The organism is Paenibacillus piscarius (genome assembly GCF_022234545.1).
GTDB classification, from domain to species: domain Bacteria; phylum Bacillota; class Bacilli; order Paenibacillales; family Paenibacillaceae; genus Paenibacillus_AQ; species Paenibacillus_AQ piscarius.
This window is the reverse complement of the sequence record NZ_JAIEUI010000012.1, coordinates 37,872-55,627: the sequence shown is the minus strand read 5'-3', so window position 1 is coordinate 55,627 and position 17,756 is coordinate 37,872. Positions and strand designations below refer to the sequence as shown.

Below are 17,756 nucleotides of genomic sequence, written 5' to 3'. Positions count from 1 at the left end.
ACTCTATTATGTCGTAATGCTGGGATTATGCGTAGATTGGCTTGTTCTGCCTGGAGAACAGCGCAAATTTCTCAATCGCCTGCGCCCGGGTCGAGACATCCAGCTTCACATAGATTTTGCGGAGATAGTTATCGATCGAGCGGCGGCTTACTTGAATTTCTAAGGCAATTTTATCGTATGTAATTCCTTGCACAATGCGTTCCATAATGAACATCTCCGTCTGTGTCAGCTGCATCATGCCCTCCAGCCCTCTGGAGGAGGTGACCGGCCGGAAGCCCTTCTCGATCCATTCCAGCGGAATGGAGAGGAAGCCTTCCCGGATTCCGTTAATCATCTGCAGCAGCTGCCCCGGGGTGGCCCCCTTCGACAATACCCCGCTGGCTCCAAGCTCTATCAGCGGCTGAAAAATATCCTTGTCATTCTCCTCCGTCATAATAATGATATGGGAGCGGGGCGAGCCTTTTTTGAGCTCCGGCAGCACCTGCTCCACCGTTCCTTCGGGCATCTGATAATCACTCAGCACCAGATCCGGCTTCAATTCCTCGACCACCGGCAGACATTCTCCCCAGGTGGCGTACATTCCGTCTACCTCAAGCTCCTCCTCATCCTCAAGTATAAGTTTGGTTCCTAACATGCTTGTGGGATGACACCCCACAATAACCACCCGCCAGACCTTCGTCATTACTGCCAAGACCTCCTGCTATCTATATAATTTACCAGAATGGAGAGCGCTATTAGCGTTTCCTGTCAACACGCAAGCAAGGATCTATGCTGTCAAATCCAATCTTCCTTCTTTTACCTTGAATACGTCCCTCAGATATTCCAATCTATAGAAATTGTATCGCAGTAGATTAACCGGATGCAATTACTTTTTGTCGTTTCTGCCGCGGCTCTTTCACTTTTGCGAAAATACCAAAATTCTGATAGAATGGGGACTTGAAAAATCCCCCCACAAAGTGAGGCCTTGGCTTCGATGTTTACTCAGATACTTTGCGGGGACCCCGAAACATGTAAATTCTTTATCTTGAAAAAATATGGCATGAGGTGATGAAATGCAACCGCTAGCGGAATCGACCCGGGCACACTCTCGGCGGACCACAGAGAGACGCGGTTCTTCCGTAAAATGGTTTTTACTGTTCTGGATTTTGATGATCGCAGCCGGCGTTTATGCCGTGTACAGCTACACCAATCATCTGAGGGATCAGGTGCTGAACGAGCTTGGATCTCAAAGCCAGCAGCAGCTTGCCGTTTTGAAGACCGATTACGAATCCAGAATTGCCGTCCTGTCCGAACAGGTGAAGGAGCTTCAGAGCACTGTCCAGACCTTCAACGAGCTTCTGACCTTCACCAAGGATAATGCCAGCAACAAGACGGATAACAGCAACAAGCTGTACACGCAATTAAGCGAGGTCAAGAAGCAGCTGGATACGCTCAAGAAAGAGATGGACCTGCTGAAATGATGACGCCTGTCAAAAGAGTGAACCGGTTCTTCATGCTCCTGACCGCTCCCTTGTTCGGACTGCTGCTCTGTCTGTGGCTGTATCAGCCGCCGCTTCAGCTGACGCTGGATACCGCATCATTCGCCGCGGTTCCCGGTCCGGTGGAGGAGACTGAGCAACTAAAGCAGGAGCTGGCCGCAGCCAAAAGCAAAGCAGCCTACACCATTGACTCGATCGGCGCCAGCGCCCAGCTGTACAAGCAGACCACGAACGCGATGAATGCACTGGTCAGCACAGCGGCCGCACAGGCCTCCCGTCCGGAGCGGATTTATAACCGGCGGATCTCTTCCCGGCTTGGCATTCCTGCCGATGTGATCAGCACTGACCGTATAACTATCGAATTATACCGGCTGAATCCCGGTAACTATACAGCTTACGCCCTGAAGATCAGACTCAAGGATACATCCGCTATGAAAATGAGCCTGGCCGGTGACGGCACCGGCGCCTCCGAGACCACGCTGCAGGCAGTGAACCGTTACGGTGCCGTAGCCGGCATCAACGCCGGAGGGTTTGCCGACCAGAACGGCAAGCGCTATCCGCTCTCGACAACCATCGTCGGCGGCCAATACCTGTACGGCTTCGAGCCGAGCTACAAGGATCTCAGCTTCGTCGGCCTGAACAAGTCCGGCCAGCTGATCGGAGGGAAATTCACCAGCCGTGCACAACTGGATCAGCTGGAGCCGGCATTCGGCGCGACCTTTGTCCCCGTGCTGCTGAAGAACCAGAGCAAGATGGTCATTCCGCAGAAATGGCAGCTCGCTCCAAAGCGGGCGCCGCGGACCGTGATCGGCAACTACAAGGATAACCAGCTGCTGGTTCTGGTCGCTGACGGCTACAATGAGAACGGCAATTCCGGCGCTACGTTAGCCGAGCTGCAGGACAAGCTGTACAATCTGGGTGTGATTGATGCCTATAATCTGGATGGCGGCGGCTCGTCCTCCCTCATCTTCAGAGGCAAGGTCATCAACAGACCCTCTGACGGCAATCTGCGCCGGGTCCCGACGAGCTTCCTGTTCTTCAAGTAATCCTCAGCGAAGCCGTCAATGCCAAATATCACATTTCCGTTTATTTTTGCGGGAGAACAAGGTATACTCAGTGTAATGAATATAGTACATGACGGAGGTGCCCTGCATGTCGTTCTCCCTGACATTTTGGATCGTGACCCTGGTATTTGTCCTGTTTCTTGCCGGCATCCTTACATCCTCCTACAACGATGATAAGACCAAAGGGCTGTAAGCAGCACCCTTAGCACTGAGGCTATGAGCCTACAGCAAAAAGGAGCACCGCACTGATGTGCGGCGCTCTTTTTGTGAAATATAAGAATTTATATGTTCCACACGATAACTTATCCTTATATTTCGCACTGAAACGGAGCCGTCCTATAATAAGGAAGGCTCTGTTTCCGCTTGTGCGGTGTTCATGATGTACTGAGCATTGTCCAAGCAGCATCCCTGTTACAGGAAGCCGCTCTGGCACTGTCCCTATGTAGATAACGATGCGGTCTGCTCTTACGCGTGTCTTGGCAGTTGCGTCATTTCTGAAAGGCAGCTTGCGCAAATATAACGGTCCTTGTATTCGGTTACACCATCCATCGACCCGCAAAAGACACATTTCGGGCGGTAACGCTCCAGAATAATATGGTCGCCCTGAACAAGAATTTCTACGGGATCGCCTTCATTCATTTGATACCTTTTACGCAGAGACTTAGGCAGAACAATTCTACCCAGCTGATCTACTTTACGTACAACGCCGGCAGGTTTCATATCTAACTTACACTCTCCTGTTCAACTTATGATTAGTAGTCTTACTACTTATTTCGGCACTATTCAACTATTTCGTTACTTTTATGTCGAATCCTGCTGAAAAAAATAAAAAATGATGTCAACTTTTAGAAAAGTTCTGGGAAATCCAGTTGACGCAGTGCTTCATAGACCACAATCGCTGCAGAATTGGACAGATTCAGCGATCGTACCGCCTGGCCCATCGGCATCCGCATAGCCGTTTCTTGTCCGGCTTCCAGAATTTCTGCAGGCAATCCCTTGGTTTCTTTGCCGAACACGAAGAAATCGCCATCGCGGAACTGGAAGTCAGTGTACCGCTTCTTGGCCTTGGTGGTGGCATAGAAGAACCGGCCTTCCTGATATTTCTCCAGCACCTCACTGAACGAATTGTGATACTCAATATGCACCGCATGCCAATAATCGAGCCCGGCACGCTTCAGTGTCGCATCGTCTGTGCGGAAGCCCAGCGGATGCACAAGATGCAGGTGAGTTCCCGTAGCCGCACAAGTGCGGGCGATGTTGCCGGTGTTCGCCGGAATCTCCGGTTCCACCAGCACGATGTGTAATGCCATAATACGGTTGACTCCTCTCTTAGGGCGCACTTGGCCCATTGATGAATTCCGGGGGCTGCTTCCGGGAGCAGACGAAGGGTATTCTCCCAGGGTGCGGGCATGAAGAAACCTTCCGCTGCCAGGCGGAAGGTCAGGAACGTTCTTAGATTACCCTTGTGTCTGCCGGAAATGCTTCATGAAGTCAGCGAGCGCCTTCACGCTCTCATGAGGCACTGCGTTGTAGATCGAAGCTCGTAAGCCCCCTACACTGCGGTGGCCCTTGAGGCCGACGAAGCCTTCTGCTTCAGAAGCCTTGATGAACTGCTTCTCCAGCTCCTCCGACTGCATCCGGAACGTTACATTCATAATGGAGCGGCTGCCTTGCTCCGCAACTCCGCGGTAGAAGCCGTCACTGCTGTCAATAGTTTCGTATAAGAGACCTGCCTTGTCACGGTTCTTGGCTTCGATACCGGCAAGTCCGCCCTGTTCCTCAACCCATTTTAACACTTCGTTGACCATATATACAGAGAAGGATGGCGGCGTATTGTAGAGAGAGTTATTCTTAAGGTGTGTATCGTACCGCAGAATCGTCGGAATTGTCGCCGGGGAACTGGAGATCAGCTCCTCCTTGGCGATCACTACCGTGACACCTGAAGGTCCGAGATTCTTCTGCGCGCCCGCGTAGATCAGGCCGAACTTGCTTGTATCGAAGGAGCGGCTCAGAATATCGCTAGACATATCGGCAATCAGCGGAAGCTCGCCGGTATCCGGGTATTCGGCATACTGTGTTCCCTCGATGGTCTCGTTAGAGGTGATGTGCAGATAAGCGGCATTGTCCGCAGGCTTGATGCTGCCAAGCTCAGGAATCGCCAGGAACTTCTTATCCTCTGAGGTTGCAGCTACATGTCCGCCCCCGGTCAGCTTGGCTTCCTTCAAGGCCTTCTCGGCCCAGCTTCCTGTCATCACATAGCTGCCCACCTGGCCTGCACCGATCAGGTTCATCGGCACCATGGCGAACTGGGTGCTTGCACCGCCCTGGATGAACAATACCTTGTAGCCCTGCGGATTGCCGAGGAGCGAAAGCAAGCGTTCCTGAGCTTCATTATGCACAGACTCGTATATCGCCCCGCGGTGCGACATCTCCATAATCGACATTCCGCTCTCCCGGAATTCAACAAACTCTGCCTGTGCGCGTTCCAATACTTCCAGCGGCAACGCTGCCGGACCGGCATTAAAATTGTATGCTCTCTTGCTCAAAATAGCTCCCACCCTTTCTCTCCTATGAATATGGATATCGCTATGATAGCAGATAACGTTAAACACCAGCAAGTATAATTATTCACATATGAGGTAAGCTAGGGCGCGTTCAGCAGGTGAAAAATTGATAGCTGCGGCGCCAACCCTTGCTGTGACGCGGTAAAATGGTGATGTCAATAAAAACCTCGGGAGAAATCACATGCTTGTCTCCCCACAATGCGATCCGCTCTGCGGTGAAATCTCCGCTCTCCCGCATACCGGCTCCGCTGGACTTATGAACCAGCTCCCAGTAATAATCCGCCTCGGCCTGCTCCCAGCCTTCCAGCTTGCAGTAGAACTGGCGGTTAGTTTCTCCTGTCCAGGTCAGAGCGTTCCCCTCAATCTTGAGGAGGTTCTCTGTGAAAGAGGATTCGGGCGAGGTTATCCGGGGACTTCCCGGCAGCTTCAGCTCATAATCCGGTCCTACATCAGCCTGATCAATTCCGACAAAATTGTGGATATACTCTTCCAGACGGAGCGGCTCTGTCCCGACATTTTCCACATGGTAATAAATGTCCAGCCTGTTCCCGTCCAGCTTCAGCGTCTTAACCAGCTTCATGCTGTAGCCCCGGCATTCCAGCGGCTCCACCGTATATGTAACAGAATCTGTAGTCCATTCCTCATTGACAGGAAAGGGAATCAGCGGATACTCTCCGACGAACGAGTACGGTTCATCCTTCTGCTTCTGCAGCAGCCCCACTCCGAATTTGGGGAACCATTCTCCTGGAGCAGCATCGTCATAGCCAATTGCCCGGGAAATGCCAAACTCGTTGCAGAGTCCGCTGCCCCCTGTCCCTTGTCCGGGAATCAGACTCTCTGGAACACAAAAGGTATGCCCTCCCTGCTCCAGAGTCACTCCGGTAATAAATCCGCTCCAGTCAAACCGGGTGCCTCCATATGCACCCACATCAGCAATCTCTACGGTCAGCTGCCCGTTTGAGAGAATACGCGCCATTTCATGTCCATCCTTTCCGGTCCAAGCTAAATTTTCGGTGTGCGAAAATAATCTCGCCAAACGCGCGCAGCAACTGCGCTCTGTACAATTATATCCATCTCAGCTGTATAGCGGGGCATTTTTCGCTAATTTTAGCTAAAAACGCCTGCCCCCTGCAAACTCGCGGGACAGGCGTTAACTTATGGCGGGGCCAGCACGCAGCTTACGCCAGCTCCACCTCTAACAGATGAACTTCTCCTTCGGACAGAGCCGTCAGCAGGTCTCGGGACACAACAGCACCCTCTGAGACGCGCTGAAGCGTTACCTCAGACCCGTTAAGCTTTGCGGAGTGTATTTGGTACTCTCCATATTCCGTGCTTCCAGAGGCCGTATAGACGACTTTCAGCTCACGTCCGGCGAAGAGTGTTTTGATCGAGGCGCTCTTCTGCGCATCAAACTGCTCCTTCACCAGCTTCGGCTGCAGCAGCAGATCGCCGAGCTTGCCTTTGACGCCGAACACTTCAGTAACCATCGTCAGCAGCAGCCAGCTGGCCGAGCCGGTCAGATACGTGTACATGCCTCTGCCTTCTTCGCTGATGTATTCCGGGATGCCCGGATACATCCGGCTGACCTCAAAGTCCGCGCTCAGACGGTACAAGGAATCCAGCACCTTGCGGCCTTCCTGGACATAACCGCGTTTATAGAGGGCATTGCCGTACATGACGGTCATATGGCTGAACATTGCCCCGTTCTCCTTATGGCCGAAGGCGAAGCCGAACGCGCGCCCCAGATTCTGCTGAATGCCGCCGAAGTTGCTGTTCAGGCGGTAGCCGATCTTCTCATCGAACAGATTCCGCTCCACCGCAGAGATGATTGCCGGAATCTGCTCAGGCGCGGCAGCATGGCCCAACAGCGGGAAGACCTGGCCGGTCAGCGTCATCCGGGTGCCATCAGCCCGCTCTCCTTCAACACGTTCTCCGTCATTATTATAATAGCCGTTGAACCAGCCGTCGCCATGTGCACTCTCCACCCATTCATTCGTCCGCAGGTGGCTGAAGATCCAGTCCGCCTTGCGGGCCAGGTCGCGGGCTACCTCCTCCAGCTTCAATACAGCTCTTTCCCCGCTTACCTTATTCGGGGCAGCCGCATAGAAGCGGTTCAGCAGCTCGTGCTTGGCTGTAACGGATTCATAGTCTACAGATTCGTTCAGCGTATCAAGCAGCAGCACCATTTCTTCGGCCAGCTCCAGTGTGTCACTGCCGGTACGCTCCTTCAGAGTCAGGAGCAGACCCGAGAGATCCAGCAGGTTGCTGGCGTAGAAGGCCGTGAAGGTCACACTCTCACCGCGCTGGGCGGCCATATCCAGGCCATCGTTCCAGTCCGCACCCTCCAGCAGAATGTTATTGTGTTCACCCACATTGAAGAACGGCACCAGATTCTGCAGCAGAATATGCTCCAGAATTGTTCCGGTATAGACTTCGCCAGCCGCCGTCCGCAGGCTGCTGCCTGCGCCCGGCTCCCCGGAGGTATCGCGCTCCTTGCAGCGGTTCATGAAGGTATCGCGGAAATACGTCTGCTCCTGCAGCAGGAAGTCCAGATCGCCGCTCTGGTCCAGGTACAGCATGGTCGTCAGGAACGGCCACGCACCATGGTCCATCCAGACCCGGGGAATATTGTTGCGGTCGGCAATGAACTCGCCGGGCTGCTGCCCGATAATCGTCGCATTGCTGCCGTCGATCCGGACGCCGGCATAGTTATTCAGGAGCAGGCTGCGGACATCCGCAGGCTCCATAATGAGCAGCGCCAGGCAGTCCTGCCAGAGATCGCGCCAGCCGCGTCCGCCTCTGCCGTAATCGTGGTAAGGCAGGAAGGAGTTGCCGTAGAGTCTGCGCAGCACCGGCTGCAGCGTCACCCACTTCATCCATTCATCAGCAGCGTGATCGCCGGTGTGGAATTCCACGGTATTGATTTTATCAGCCCAGAAGCTCTTGTTCTCTTCCAGCAGCGCGTCAAAAGCAGCCGCCGATAAAGCCTTCGCTATCAGCGCCGGCACATCAATCCGGTCACTGGCAATCGCCATCGCTATGACATAAGAATAGCTCTGGCCCGGAGACAATGTAATCTCCGCAAAGCGCAGGCCGCCAAGCGCCTCGTATCCTTCCCTATGTAATCCGCCGTCTGCACCGGGCTCCGGTGTCAGATTATTCACGACTGCCTCCGGCCAGTCCAGACTTCCGCCTTCCCCGATGAAATCCTCCTGCACAGGGAAGAACCCGGCTGGCGCTTCCCCGCCTTCCGCCGCACCGAACACTCCGTAAGAGGTATGGTTCACCCGGTGTCCCCGTTCATCGAAGGACAAGGCAGGCTGCACTTCAACGCCATAAGCGGAGGTATAGATGCGGTTCAGCAGCGATGTCACATGCCGGTGGTCGCGCAGATCATCCGCCGAACGTGCATACAGCGGAATCGCTGCAGTAGCGGACAGTTTGAGCGGGGCCGGGCCGGTGTTCGTGAGCGTAACCTTCATCAGCTCCACCTTGTCCGTGCCGCACGGCACGAAGCTGGTGATCTCTGCCCGCAGCCCCAGCTCTTTGCTCTCACGCGTCACTTTATGCCACAAGAGTCCTGCTTCCAGCACCACTTCATCTGCGGCTTCACTATAGAACGCTGCATTCTGCCGCGCGGAGTTGCCCGCCGCTGACCAAGCGCCTTTACCTTCAATGTAGACCCAGAAATTGCGCGAGGCCCGGGAGTTATGCAGATCCTCTACCGAGACCGGCGGCGTAAGAAACGTATTATGACCAGAAGTCACCTGCCCATGCAGCTTAGGGCTGATCGAGGACATCATGCCCCCTTCATTCACCAGCGGAAAATATAAATAACTGCTCCGGTCCGGCTGCTCCAGCCTGAAATCCCCGTTATTCCCGGTAAAGCTCCAGCCGGCTTGTGACCTGTTCGTTTGTTCTTTCAATACACTCATCCTCTCTGTTCCCTGTCAGCAGATCTCTTCTCGATCACATTTCCCGATACCGCTTTCCGAAATCGGTTTCGGTTTCATTATCACATCCTTATATCCCTTTGTAAAGCGTTTTTTGCGACTATTAATGGGAGAATCCAGCCGAAGTTCATGCTCCAAAACACAGAATTCCACGTATAAATGTAACATTATTGAATTATTAGCATTGATTCAACGAAACTTTTCCGAAAAGACAATATCCTACTATTTTAACCACGTTAAAACAGGCTTTCCCACTTCAACCTAAGGGAAAGACTTTGGGGGAATTCAGGTGCACTAGTGCTCCTCATTGCATCCGTCTGATTTATCCCTCTCATTCCACCTTCCAGCTAACTTCTGTACGCCTCAGAGGGATTAATCCACTTCATTTTAGCTTCCAGCCAACTTTTCAATGAATCTATGGGATTTCTCCCCTTCATTTCGTTTTCTAGCCCACTTCTGCCCAAATCAAAGGGATTTCTCCCTTACATCTCCCGCTCGTGCCAACGTCCCGCTGATTCAAAGGGATTTATCCTTTTCAGTATGACGCAAAAACCCCCGGAATCCAAAGATTCCAGGGGTTTCTTCATCAAGCTATATTCAGATTAGCTAATCTTATACATCGAAGTACAGGGAGTATTCATGCGGATGAACACGGATCGCAACGGCCTGGGCTTCGGAACGCTTCAGAGAGATGTAGTTATCGATGAAGTCCTTGGTGAATACGCCGCCTTCAGTCAGGAATTCGTAGTCGGCTTCCAGAGCATCCAGTGCTTCGTTCAGTGAGCCTGGAACGCTGCGGATCTTCTCCTTGTCAGCGTCGGACAATTCGTAGATGTTCTTGTCCAGCGGACCGTAGCCCATTTCTTCCGGGTTGATCTTCTTCTTGATTCCGTCCAGGCCGGCCATCAGCATCGCGGAGAAGGCCAGGTATGGGTTAGCAGTGGAGTCCGGTGTACGGAATTCGATGCGACAGCCCTTAGGTGTCACAGCAGCTACCGGGATACGAACGGCTGCGGAACGGTTACCTTTGGAGTAGACCAGGTTGACCGGTGCTTCATAACCAGGAACCAGACGTTTGAACGAGTTGGTGCTTGGGTTAGTCAACGCGATCAGTGCAGGTGCATGGTACAGGATACCGCCGATGTAGTTCAGGGCCATTTCACTCAGGTTAGCATAAGCGCCTTTTTCGTAGAACAGAGGAGAATCACCATTGAAAATCGACTGGTGAACGTGCATCCCGCTTCCGTTATCACCGAACAGCGGTTTTGGCATGAAGGTGGCTACCTTGCCGTATTGGCGTGCAGTGTTCTGCACAATGTATTTGTAAGTGAGGAGGTTATCGGCTGTTTTCTTCAGGGTGTCGAAACGGAAGTTGATTTCCGCCTGGCCTGCAGTAGCCACTTCATGGTGGTGGCGTTCGATCTCAAGGCCCGCTTCGGTAAGCAGACGGCACATTTCACTGCGGATATCCTGCTGGGAGTCTACCGGAGCTACTGGCACGTATCCGCCTTTAACGCCCACTTTGAAGGCCATGTTGCCGCCTTCTTCCTTGCGGCCTGTGTTCCATGCCGCTTCCTCGGAATCCACGAAGAAGGAGGAAGTGTTCATTCCGCTCTCGTAACGCACATCGTCGAAGATGAAGAACTCGGACTCAGGTGCGAAGAATGCTGCCGTACCTACACCGCTCGCCTGCAGGAATTCTTCTGCCTTCACTGCGATACCTCGCGGGTCGCGCTCATAACGTTCGCCGTCTGGCGTGAAGATGTCACACATAATGTTCAGCGTAGGGTGAGCTGTGAAAGGATCGATGTAAGTAGTGCTTGGATCAGGCATCATTACCATATCCGATTCTTCAATCCCCCGGAAACCTGTAATGGAAGAACCATCAAATGCTACTCCATTTACAAATGTTTCTTCTTCAACTGCGGATGCTGGCAGTGAGATATGGTGAGCACGTCCACCCAGATCTACAAACCGGAAATCCACCCACTCGATATTGTTTTCCTTGATCGTCTGCAACACTTTTTCAACCGACATGCTTAATTCCTCCCCAAGTTCCGAACATTAGGCCGCTCTTCGTATCAAATGTTCTTGTTTTTTATTTTTTTGCTGTCGTCATTATAAATCGCATACCTAACATCGTCAATGCTTATGTCAGGTATTTCTTGCAACAATGTAAGATATTCTGACGCTTTGGTGAAAAATCAAAAAAACTGCTGCACTCCATGTCAATTTGTCCAAATCCCAGCACAAACAGCTCTCTTCCTCCGCAGAATACGGACGAAGAGAGCTGCTCCTCAAGCTATAGACATATCTATTAATTACAATGCTGGCGCTGCTTCCAACGGCTCGGAGAACTTGCGGCCGACCAGCGGCGCCAGCTTCTCCAGCTCCCGCAGCAGAACGTCGAATTGTTCAGGGAAGAGAGATTGCACACCGTCACCAGTCATTGAGTTATCCGGGTCCGTGTGCATCTCAATAATCAGACCATTAGCGCCTGCCGCAACCGATGCCTTGGCCATTGGAGCAACCAGCTCACGGCGTCCGGTGCCGTGGCTCGGGTCAGAGATCACCGGCAGGTGGCTGAGATTCTGCAGCACTGGGATTGCAGACAGATCCAGCGTATTACGCGTGTAGGTCTCAAAAGTACGAATGCCCCGCTCACACAGCATCACATCGCGGTTGCCCCCGGCGAGAATGTACTCTGCTGCATTCAGCAGCTCATCGTAAGTCGCACTGAAGCCGCGCTTGAGCAGCACAGGCCGCCCGCAGGTGCCCAGCTTGCGCAGCAGATCGAAGTTCTGCATGTTGCGTGTACCTACCTGCAGAATATCCGCGTGCTCGGCACAGATATCCACATATTCCGGCGTCATAACTTCAGTAATGGTTAGAAGGCCATGGCGTTTGCCGGCTTCAGCCATCATAGTAAGCCCTTCTACACCTACTCCCTGGAAGCTGTAAGGTCCGGTACGCGGCTTGAAGGCTCCCCCGCGCAGCACCTGGCCGCCGGACGCCTTAACCAGGCGGGCAATCTCATCGATCTGCTCCGGCGACTCCACCGCACACGGACCGCCCATCACGACCAGATTCTCCCCGCCGATCTTCACCCCGCGGATATCGATAATGGTATCCTCAGGATGGAAGTCACGGCTGGCGAGCTTGTAGGACTTGGTAATCTTCACCACATTCTCGACGCCTTTCATCTGGCGCAGATGCTCAGCCAGCTTGGGCGTAACGCCCCCTACCAGTCCAATGACCGTGTGGTCCGCCCCTCTGGAGAGATGAACCTGCAGTCCTTCCTTCTCAATGACGGCAATGATATCATCTACCTGTTCCTGCGGTGTCTGATTTGATGTAATAACGATCATATGATAGCTCCCCTTTTGGACCCGTATTGAATTTCATCATCCGATACTATCGCGCTACGACGCGTGTACGCTTTTAAGCACTAAAGTGATTTTACCGCAAAATCCCGTTTCAGTCAACCATTATTCGCCCATAACAATCCCCTTAACATAAAACAACAGTGCAGCCCCAAGGACTGCACTGTCACTTATCACGACTATGAGTTCGTTGTTGCCCGCTTCACCGGCGGGAGCAGCTTCGCCATATTGACGGTGCGCTTGATCTCCCAGGTTGCCGGATCGGCTTCATCATACTGCTCCAGGTAATTGATGACTTCCTTGGTGATCGGAGTAGGCGTGGAAGCACCTGAGGTGACACCTACCTTGGCAACCCCCTTAAGCCACTCAATGTTCAGTTCAGACACATCGGCGATACGGTGGGCCGGCACGCCGGCAATCTCCTCCGACACCTGGGCCAGGCGGTTGGAGTTATTGCTGCGCGGGTCGCCCACGACAATCACCAAGTCACACTGGCCCGCCTGCTCGGCAACCGCCTCCTGCCGGACCTGGGTCGCCATACAGATCTCATTATGGACCTCAGCGCCGGGGAAGGTCTCCAGCAGCTTACGCATGATATGCTTGATATCCCACTGGCTCATCGTCGTCTGGTTCGTAATAACAATGCGGGAAGAAGGCACGCTAAGACCGGCAATCTCCTCCTCCTTCTCGATCAGGTGGACATGCTCAGGAGCGATCCCGACTGCGCCTTCCGGCTCGGGGTGACCCTTCTTGCCGATATAAATAACCTCATAACCCTCATCGACCTTCTCCTTGATGAGGTCATGCGTCTTCGTTACATCCGGGCAGGTTGCGTCCACCGTAGTCAGCCCTTTGGCGCGGGCCAGCTTGCGGACCTCGGGCGATACGCCGTGCGCAGTGAAGATCACCGTTCCCTTGTCTACTTGTTCAAGAATATCCAGACGGTTATGCCCGTCCAGCGTAATGATTCCGTCATCCTCGAAGGAATTCGTGACATGGCTGTTGTGCACAATCATGCCCAATATATAAATCGGCCGGGGCAGATCCAGATTCTGCGCAGCCTGCCGAGCCATCACCATCGCATCAACTACACCATAGCAATAGCCCCGGGGAGAGATTTTGAGGACTTCCAATGAATTCACCGCTTTCTGCTGTCAATGACTGCTGTAATAGAAGCCCCTCAATTATACCCTATTCCAGCGGCGGGGCAAAGAGAAGCGGCAGCCAGATCACAAAGGTCGTGCCTTCCCCCTGCCGGGTGACCACCTCAACAGAGCCGCCATGCTCCTCGATGATCCACTTGGCAATGGACAGTCCAAGGCCGATGCCCTCCGTAATTCCCCTCGATTCATCCGCACGGTAGAATCGGTCGAAGATATGCGGCACCTCGTCCTTGTCCATCCCGATCCCGGTATCGGCAATGCGTATCCCCACCTGATTCTGATAAAAGACCGCATCCAGCGTAACCTCGCCCTCCGGCGTGTACTTGAAGGCGTTATCAATGAAGATGAACATCATCTGCTGCAGATAATCCTTGTTGCCGAGAATGTACTTGCCGTTCAGATGGCTCAGGTCGCCAACGGACCATTCGGCCTCCCGCGGCAGGAAGGACGCCCGGCGGGCCACCTCATTCATCATCGGCTCCAGCGCTACCGGCTCGATGTCGAAGGTCCGGCCGGTATCGGCCCGGGCCAGGGACAGCATATCCGCCACCAGGCGGCTCATCCGCTTGGACTCATCAGCAATATCCTTCACCGATTCAATCGAAAGCTGGCGGATTTCCGCCTCGGTCATCCGGCTGTCATCCGGCTCCATCTCCCAGACCTTCTGCAGCAGGTCAATATTCCCGCGGATCGTTGTAAGCGGTGTCCGCAGCTCATGCGAAGCATCGGAGACGAAGCGGCGCTGGGTGGCATAGGCCTCCTCCAGCCCCGTATAGAAGCCCTCCATCCGCCCGAGCATACTGTTGACGGTTGCAATCAGCCGCCCGATCTCATCCTGCGGCCCGTCATATTCAATTCTGGAGCTAAGGTCCGTACCCGTCTGAATCCCGTTCGCCGCCTCAATGACCATGCCGATTGGGCTCATCGCCTTGCGGGCCAGGAACAGGCCGAAGGTGAAGGCCGCGACCAGAGTAGCGAAGGAACCGGCCAGCAGAATATTCTTCAGCCGGTTAAGCAGCGTCACCTGTTCACCCGTATAGACAGCGACCTGAAGAACAGCAGGCGCAGGCAGACTGTTGTTGAGTGTTACATCAACCGCCCGCTGATAAATCAGGAAGGGGTTGCCGCCATACCTAGCTTGCAGGAATCCCTCCTGCCTATGCAGGTCCTCCTTGGCGGGAACCTGGAATTTCAGTTTAATTTCAGTCATATTCTGGCTTGGAATCAGCCGATCCAGATCATAGATGTACATTTGGGCAAACAGGCTCTGACCCGCCGGTCCACCAAGCATCGGCTGAAGGGTTCCGTCCTGAGTCAGGCCCGCCTTCAATTCAACCTGTTGCGACAGATTCTGGAGCCGGTTCTTCAAATCGCCGTACGTATTAATATAGACAAAGCCGTAGATTACGGCCGACAAGACCAGCAGCATAACGGCAAGAATCCCTGAATACCAGGCAGTGAGCCGCAGTCGTATGGACATATTAGTCACCTCTTAGGATGTAACCGGCTCCCCGGATCGTCTGAATCAACCGTTTGCCGCCATGCTCCTCGGTCTTCTGCCGCAGCATGGCGATGTATACCTCGAGCACATTGGACTCCCCGCTGTAATCATAGCCCCAGATCTTATCCATGATCAGATCACGGGAGAGCACCCGCTTCGGATTCTGCATGAACAGATGCAGCAGCTCGAACTCCTTCGCAGTCAGCTCCAGACGCTTGCCTGCGCGGGTCACTTCCCGGGAGTCCACATCGAGCGTAATGTCTTCATAGGAGATGGCCTGTTCGGAGGCTCCCCCCTGCTCACTCTTGCGGCGGAGCAGCGCCCGGACCCGGGCCAGCAGCTCTTCCAGAGCGAAGGGCTTCACCAGGTAGTCGTCTGCACCGAGGTCCAGTCCCTTAACGCGGTGTTCAATCTCATCCTTGGCGGTCAGCATCAGGATCGGCACACTGCTCCCGCCCTCCCGCAGACGGCGGCAGACCTCGAACCCGTCCACCTGGGGCATCATAACATCCAGAATGACCACATCGGGATCACTGTTCAGTACAGCACGCAGTCCATCTGCTCCGTTAGCCGCTGTTTTAACATCATAGCCTTCAAAAGCCAGCCCGCGGCGCAGCATCGAGATTATTTTCTCATCGTCATCAATAATTAATATATTCGGTCGCATCCGGCAGCCCCCATTGTCCAAGTCATATATCTCTATTGTAGCAGATGCATCCGTCTCTCCGCATCCGCTTACGCTTCAGTCCCCGGACAGCACAGAACGGAAGGGTTGCCCCTTCCGCTCCAGCGCTCACCGCCAGGGTGTGCTTATTGCTTCTGAGTCTGCGCATTCTCGAAATCATTCTTGTTGCCGATCGTTACCGGCAGATCCAGCTTCTTGCCGTCGCGGACGACATTCAGGGTTACTTTATCGCCAACCTTAAGCGTCTGGATGTAGGTAATCAGATCCTGGTTGGTTGCATAGTTCTTGCCGTCGATGCCTGTAATGATATCGTAAGGGCGAAGGTCTGCCACATACGCAGGGGATTTGAAGACAATCTCGGCCACGACAGAGCCTTCTTTGATGTCTGTCCCCATCTGCTTAGCCACTTCATCGGTAATGGTCATCAGAGTTGCCCCGATGAATGGAACCGGCTCTTTAGGAATTTCCTGATTCGCTTCCAGCTTATCCACTACGCCTTTGATTGTATTCACCGGAATCGCAAAGCCGATCCCCTGGGCATCTCTGCTCACCGCAACGTTCATCCCGATAACCTGGCCGTTCATATTTAGCAGCGGTCCACCCGAGTTCCCCGGATTAATGGAAGCGTCGGTCTGGAGCAGGTTTTTATAGGTTTTTGTACCACTGCCGTCTTCTTCCGCAATATCGATGCTGCGGCCTCTGGCGCTAAGCACCCCGGTGGTCACCGTATGGTCGAAGCCCTGCGGGTTCCCGATGGCTACAACCTCAGATCCGACCTTAATGCTGTCAGAATCGCCAAGGGCTACGGACGGGAAGTCCGATCCTTCAATCTTCAGTACTGCCAAATCCAGATCCTTGCTGGAGCCCAGCAGCTTCGCTTCATAAGGCTTGGAGTTGCCGTCTACAGTAACCTGGATAACATCAGCGCCATCCACCACGTGCTGGTTGGTCAGAATATAACCGTCCGAGTTATAGATGAAGCCTGTACCGATACCATAAGGTGTCAGCTGCGATGAATTGGAATTATTCGAGCCATTCGTGCCCGGCTGCGATTCCGAATTATTCGAGCCGGAGGAGCCGCCGCCGAACTGGTCACCGAAGAAGAACTGGTAGAACGGATCATTCATATTCGGGCTGCTGCTTCTGTTCCGGGAATTATTCGTCTTCACCAGCGTCTCAATCTTAACGACTGCCGGTCCCACGCTGTCGACTACGCTGGATACATCTCCAGATCCGGTGACCAGTGCGGCCGTGGAGTTGGACGGTGTAATTTTGGCATCGCCGCTGGCGGTCTTCCCTGCCGGATTCGTAGCTGCCACCGTGGCCGCTTCGCCGCCAGTGAACCAGTTCCCCCGGTCGGCCATCCACATTGAGCCTGATAGAACCACCATTCCGGCGAGAAAAGAAATCAGCATCGCCTTCACCGGCTTCTTCGGCTTGCGGTTATACTGCCAGGAGCTCCCGCCGTCATTGCCGCCGCGCCCGCCGTTCCCGTCACTCCCGCCCGTACGGAGCGAAGTGCTGTAAGGCAGAGATCTCACCGGCTGGGGAGGAGTAACCTCCACCCGTTCAGGCTCCCGGCGGTTATAGTGCTGAGGATCACTGCCGCCGCTCTCCTCATTATTCAGGGATTTGAAAGGCCCATAGGAGTAGTAGTACGAGCCGCCTTCAGAAGAATTAGTGCTGTTATTATTGTTATTGTCCCATTCACGATCCGGTCCCGGTTCATGATCACGATTGTTGTTGTTTTCTGGATTGAAGCTGTTTTTGTTATCGTCCATGTTTCTTTCCTCCCGCGCCTTGCCGTGCCTGGCAAAGTGTTATTTGTTTTCCTGTTCTTATATTGGACTTTAAACCTTAAGTTCACCTTAAAAACAATTTAAGCGGAGATAAAAGATCAGCATAGGCAAAAGAATCAATGGGTAATTTTGGGGTTCACAGCCGGAGGAGGGGGGTACAAATGAA

14 protein-coding genes are annotated in these 17,756 nt (G+C 53.6%); 2 read left to right on the top strand and 12 right to left on the bottom strand.

Annotated elements, in window-relative coordinates:
- Positions 1-25: 25 nt before the first annotated feature.
- Entirely contained in the window at positions 26-682 is a 657-nt protein-coding gene (locus K1558_RS18990) for a response regulator transcription factor (protein ID WP_238653225.1), read from the bottom strand.
- A gap of 370 nt (positions 683-1,052) precedes the next feature.
- Between K1558_RS18990 and K1558_RS18985 the strand changes: the two genes are divergently transcribed.
- Positions 1,053-1,460 carry a hypothetical protein gene (locus K1558_RS18985; RefSeq protein WP_238653224.1) on the top strand — a complete coding sequence of 136 codons (408 nt, stop codon included), beginning with the start codon at positions 1,053-1,055 and terminating at the stop codon, positions 1,458-1,460.
- Entirely contained in the window at positions 1,457-2,524 is a 1,068-nt protein-coding gene (locus K1558_RS18980; RefSeq protein ID WP_238653223.1) for a phosphodiester glycosidase family protein, read from the top strand. The genes K1558_RS18985 and K1558_RS18980 overlap by 4 nt, the downstream gene beginning before the upstream one ends.
- Before the next feature lie 483 nt (positions 2,525-3,007).
- Here K1558_RS18980 and K1558_RS18975 read toward each other — a convergent pair whose 3' ends face one another.
- The 11 genes from K1558_RS18975 to K1558_RS18925 form a co-directional block, all read right to left on the bottom strand.
- Positions 3,008-3,262, bottom strand: a complete 255-nt coding sequence (locus K1558_RS18975) for an AbrB/MazE/SpoVT family DNA-binding domain-containing protein (RefSeq protein WP_238653222.1) — start codon at positions 3,260-3,262, stop codon at positions 3,008-3,010.
- A gap of 125 nt (positions 3,263-3,387) precedes the next feature.
- On the bottom strand, positions 3,388-3,852 hold the full coding sequence (trmL, locus tag K1558_RS18970) for a tRNA (uridine(34)/cytosine(34)/5-carboxymethylaminomethyluridine(34)-2'-O)-methyltransferase TrmL (protein ID WP_238653221.1): 465 nt from the start codon (positions 3,850-3,852) through the stop codon (positions 3,388-3,390).
- A gap of 147 nt (positions 3,853-3,999) precedes the next feature.
- Positions 4,000-5,091: a 3-phosphoserine/phosphohydroxythreonine transaminase gene (serC, locus tag K1558_RS18965; protein ID WP_238653346.1), complete on the bottom strand. Its 1,092-nt coding sequence runs from the start codon at positions 5,089-5,091 to the stop codon at positions 4,000-4,002.
- A 106-nt stretch (positions 5,092-5,197) separates the two neighbouring features.
- Positions 5,198-6,082, bottom strand: coding sequence for a hypothetical protein (locus K1558_RS18960; RefSeq protein WP_238653220.1), 885 nt, complete (start codon positions 6,080-6,082; stop codon positions 5,198-5,200).
- A 202-nt stretch (positions 6,083-6,284) separates the two neighbouring features.
- Positions 6,285-9,041, bottom strand: coding sequence for a GH36-type glycosyl hydrolase domain-containing protein (locus K1558_RS18955; protein ID WP_238653219.1), 2,757 nt, complete (start codon positions 9,039-9,041; stop codon positions 6,285-6,287).
- Between the two features lie 630 nt (positions 9,042-9,671).
- Positions 9,672-11,096, bottom strand: a complete 1,425-nt coding sequence (gene glnA / locus K1558_RS18950) for a type I glutamate--ammonia ligase (protein ID WP_238653218.1) — start codon at positions 11,094-11,096, stop codon at positions 9,672-9,674.
- 284 nt (positions 11,097-11,380) lie between these two features.
- Complete coding sequence (aroF, locus tag K1558_RS18945; protein WP_238653217.1) at positions 11,381-12,427, bottom strand: 3-deoxy-7-phosphoheptulonate synthase; 1,047 nt, start codon at positions 12,425-12,427, stop codon at positions 11,381-11,383.
- A 194-nt stretch (positions 12,428-12,621) separates the two neighbouring features.
- On the bottom strand, positions 12,622-13,575 hold the full coding sequence (locus tag K1558_RS18940) for a 4-hydroxy-3-methylbut-2-enyl diphosphate reductase (RefSeq protein ID WP_238653345.1): 954 nt from the start codon (positions 13,573-13,575) through the stop codon (positions 12,622-12,624).
- Positions 13,576-13,633: 58 nt separating this feature from the next.
- Positions 13,634-15,085 carry a sensor histidine kinase gene (locus K1558_RS18935; protein ID WP_238653216.1) on the bottom strand — a complete coding sequence of 484 codons (1,452 nt, stop codon included), beginning with the start codon at positions 15,083-15,085 and terminating at the stop codon, positions 13,634-13,636.
- A gap of 1 nt (position 15,086) precedes the next feature.
- Positions 15,087-15,773: a response regulator transcription factor gene (locus K1558_RS18930; protein ID WP_238653215.1), complete on the bottom strand. Its 687-nt coding sequence runs from the start codon at positions 15,771-15,773 to the stop codon at positions 15,087-15,089.
- A 143-nt stretch (positions 15,774-15,916) separates the two neighbouring features.
- A complete protein-coding gene (locus K1558_RS18925; protein WP_238653214.1) occupies positions 15,917-17,572 on the bottom strand; it encodes a S1C family serine protease in 1,656 nt (551 codons plus the stop codon).
- Between the last annotated feature and the right edge of the window lie 184 nt (positions 17,573-17,756).

Coding starts and splice junctions, on each gene's coding strand:
- K1558_RS18990 (WP_238653225.1), bottom strand. CDS start 682: ATGACGAAGGTCTGGCGGGTGGTTATTGTGGGGTGTCATCCCACAAGC.
- K1558_RS18985 (WP_238653224.1), top strand. CDS start 1,053: ATGCAACCGCTAGCGGAATCGACCCGGGCACACTCTCGGCGGACCACA.
- K1558_RS18980 (WP_238653223.1), top strand. CDS start 1,457: ATGATGACGCCTGTCAAAAGAGTGAACCGGTTCTTCATGCTCCTGACC.
- K1558_RS18975 (WP_238653222.1), bottom strand. CDS start 3,262: ATGAAACCTGCCGGCGTTGTACGTAAAGTAGATCAGCTGGGTAGAATT.
- trmL (WP_238653221.1), bottom strand. CDS start 3,852: ATGGCATTACACATCGTGCTGGTGGAACCGGAGATTCCGGCGAACACC.
- K1558_RS18960 (WP_238653220.1), bottom strand. CDS start 6,082: ATGGCGCGTATTCTCTCAAACGGGCAGCTGACCGTAGAGATTGCTGAT.
- K1558_RS18955 (WP_238653219.1), bottom strand. CDS start 9,041: ATGAGTGTATTGAAAGAACAAACGAACAGGTCACAAGCCGGCTGGAGC.
- glnA (WP_238653218.1), bottom strand. CDS start 11,096: ATGTCGGTTGAAAAAGTGTTGCAGACGATCAAGGAAAACAATATCGAG.
- aroF (WP_238653217.1), bottom strand. CDS start 12,427: ATGATCGTTATTACATCAAATCAGACACCGCAGGAACAGGTAGATGAT.
- K1558_RS18935 (WP_238653216.1), bottom strand. CDS start 15,085: ATGTCCATACGACTGCGGCTCACTGCCTGGTATTCAGGGATTCTTGCC.
- K1558_RS18930 (WP_238653215.1), bottom strand. CDS start 15,773: ATGCGACCGAATATATTAATTATTGATGACGATGAGAAAATAATCTCG.
- K1558_RS18925 (WP_238653214.1), bottom strand. CDS start 17,572: ATGGACGATAACAAAAACAGCTTCAATCCAGAAAACAACAACAATCGT.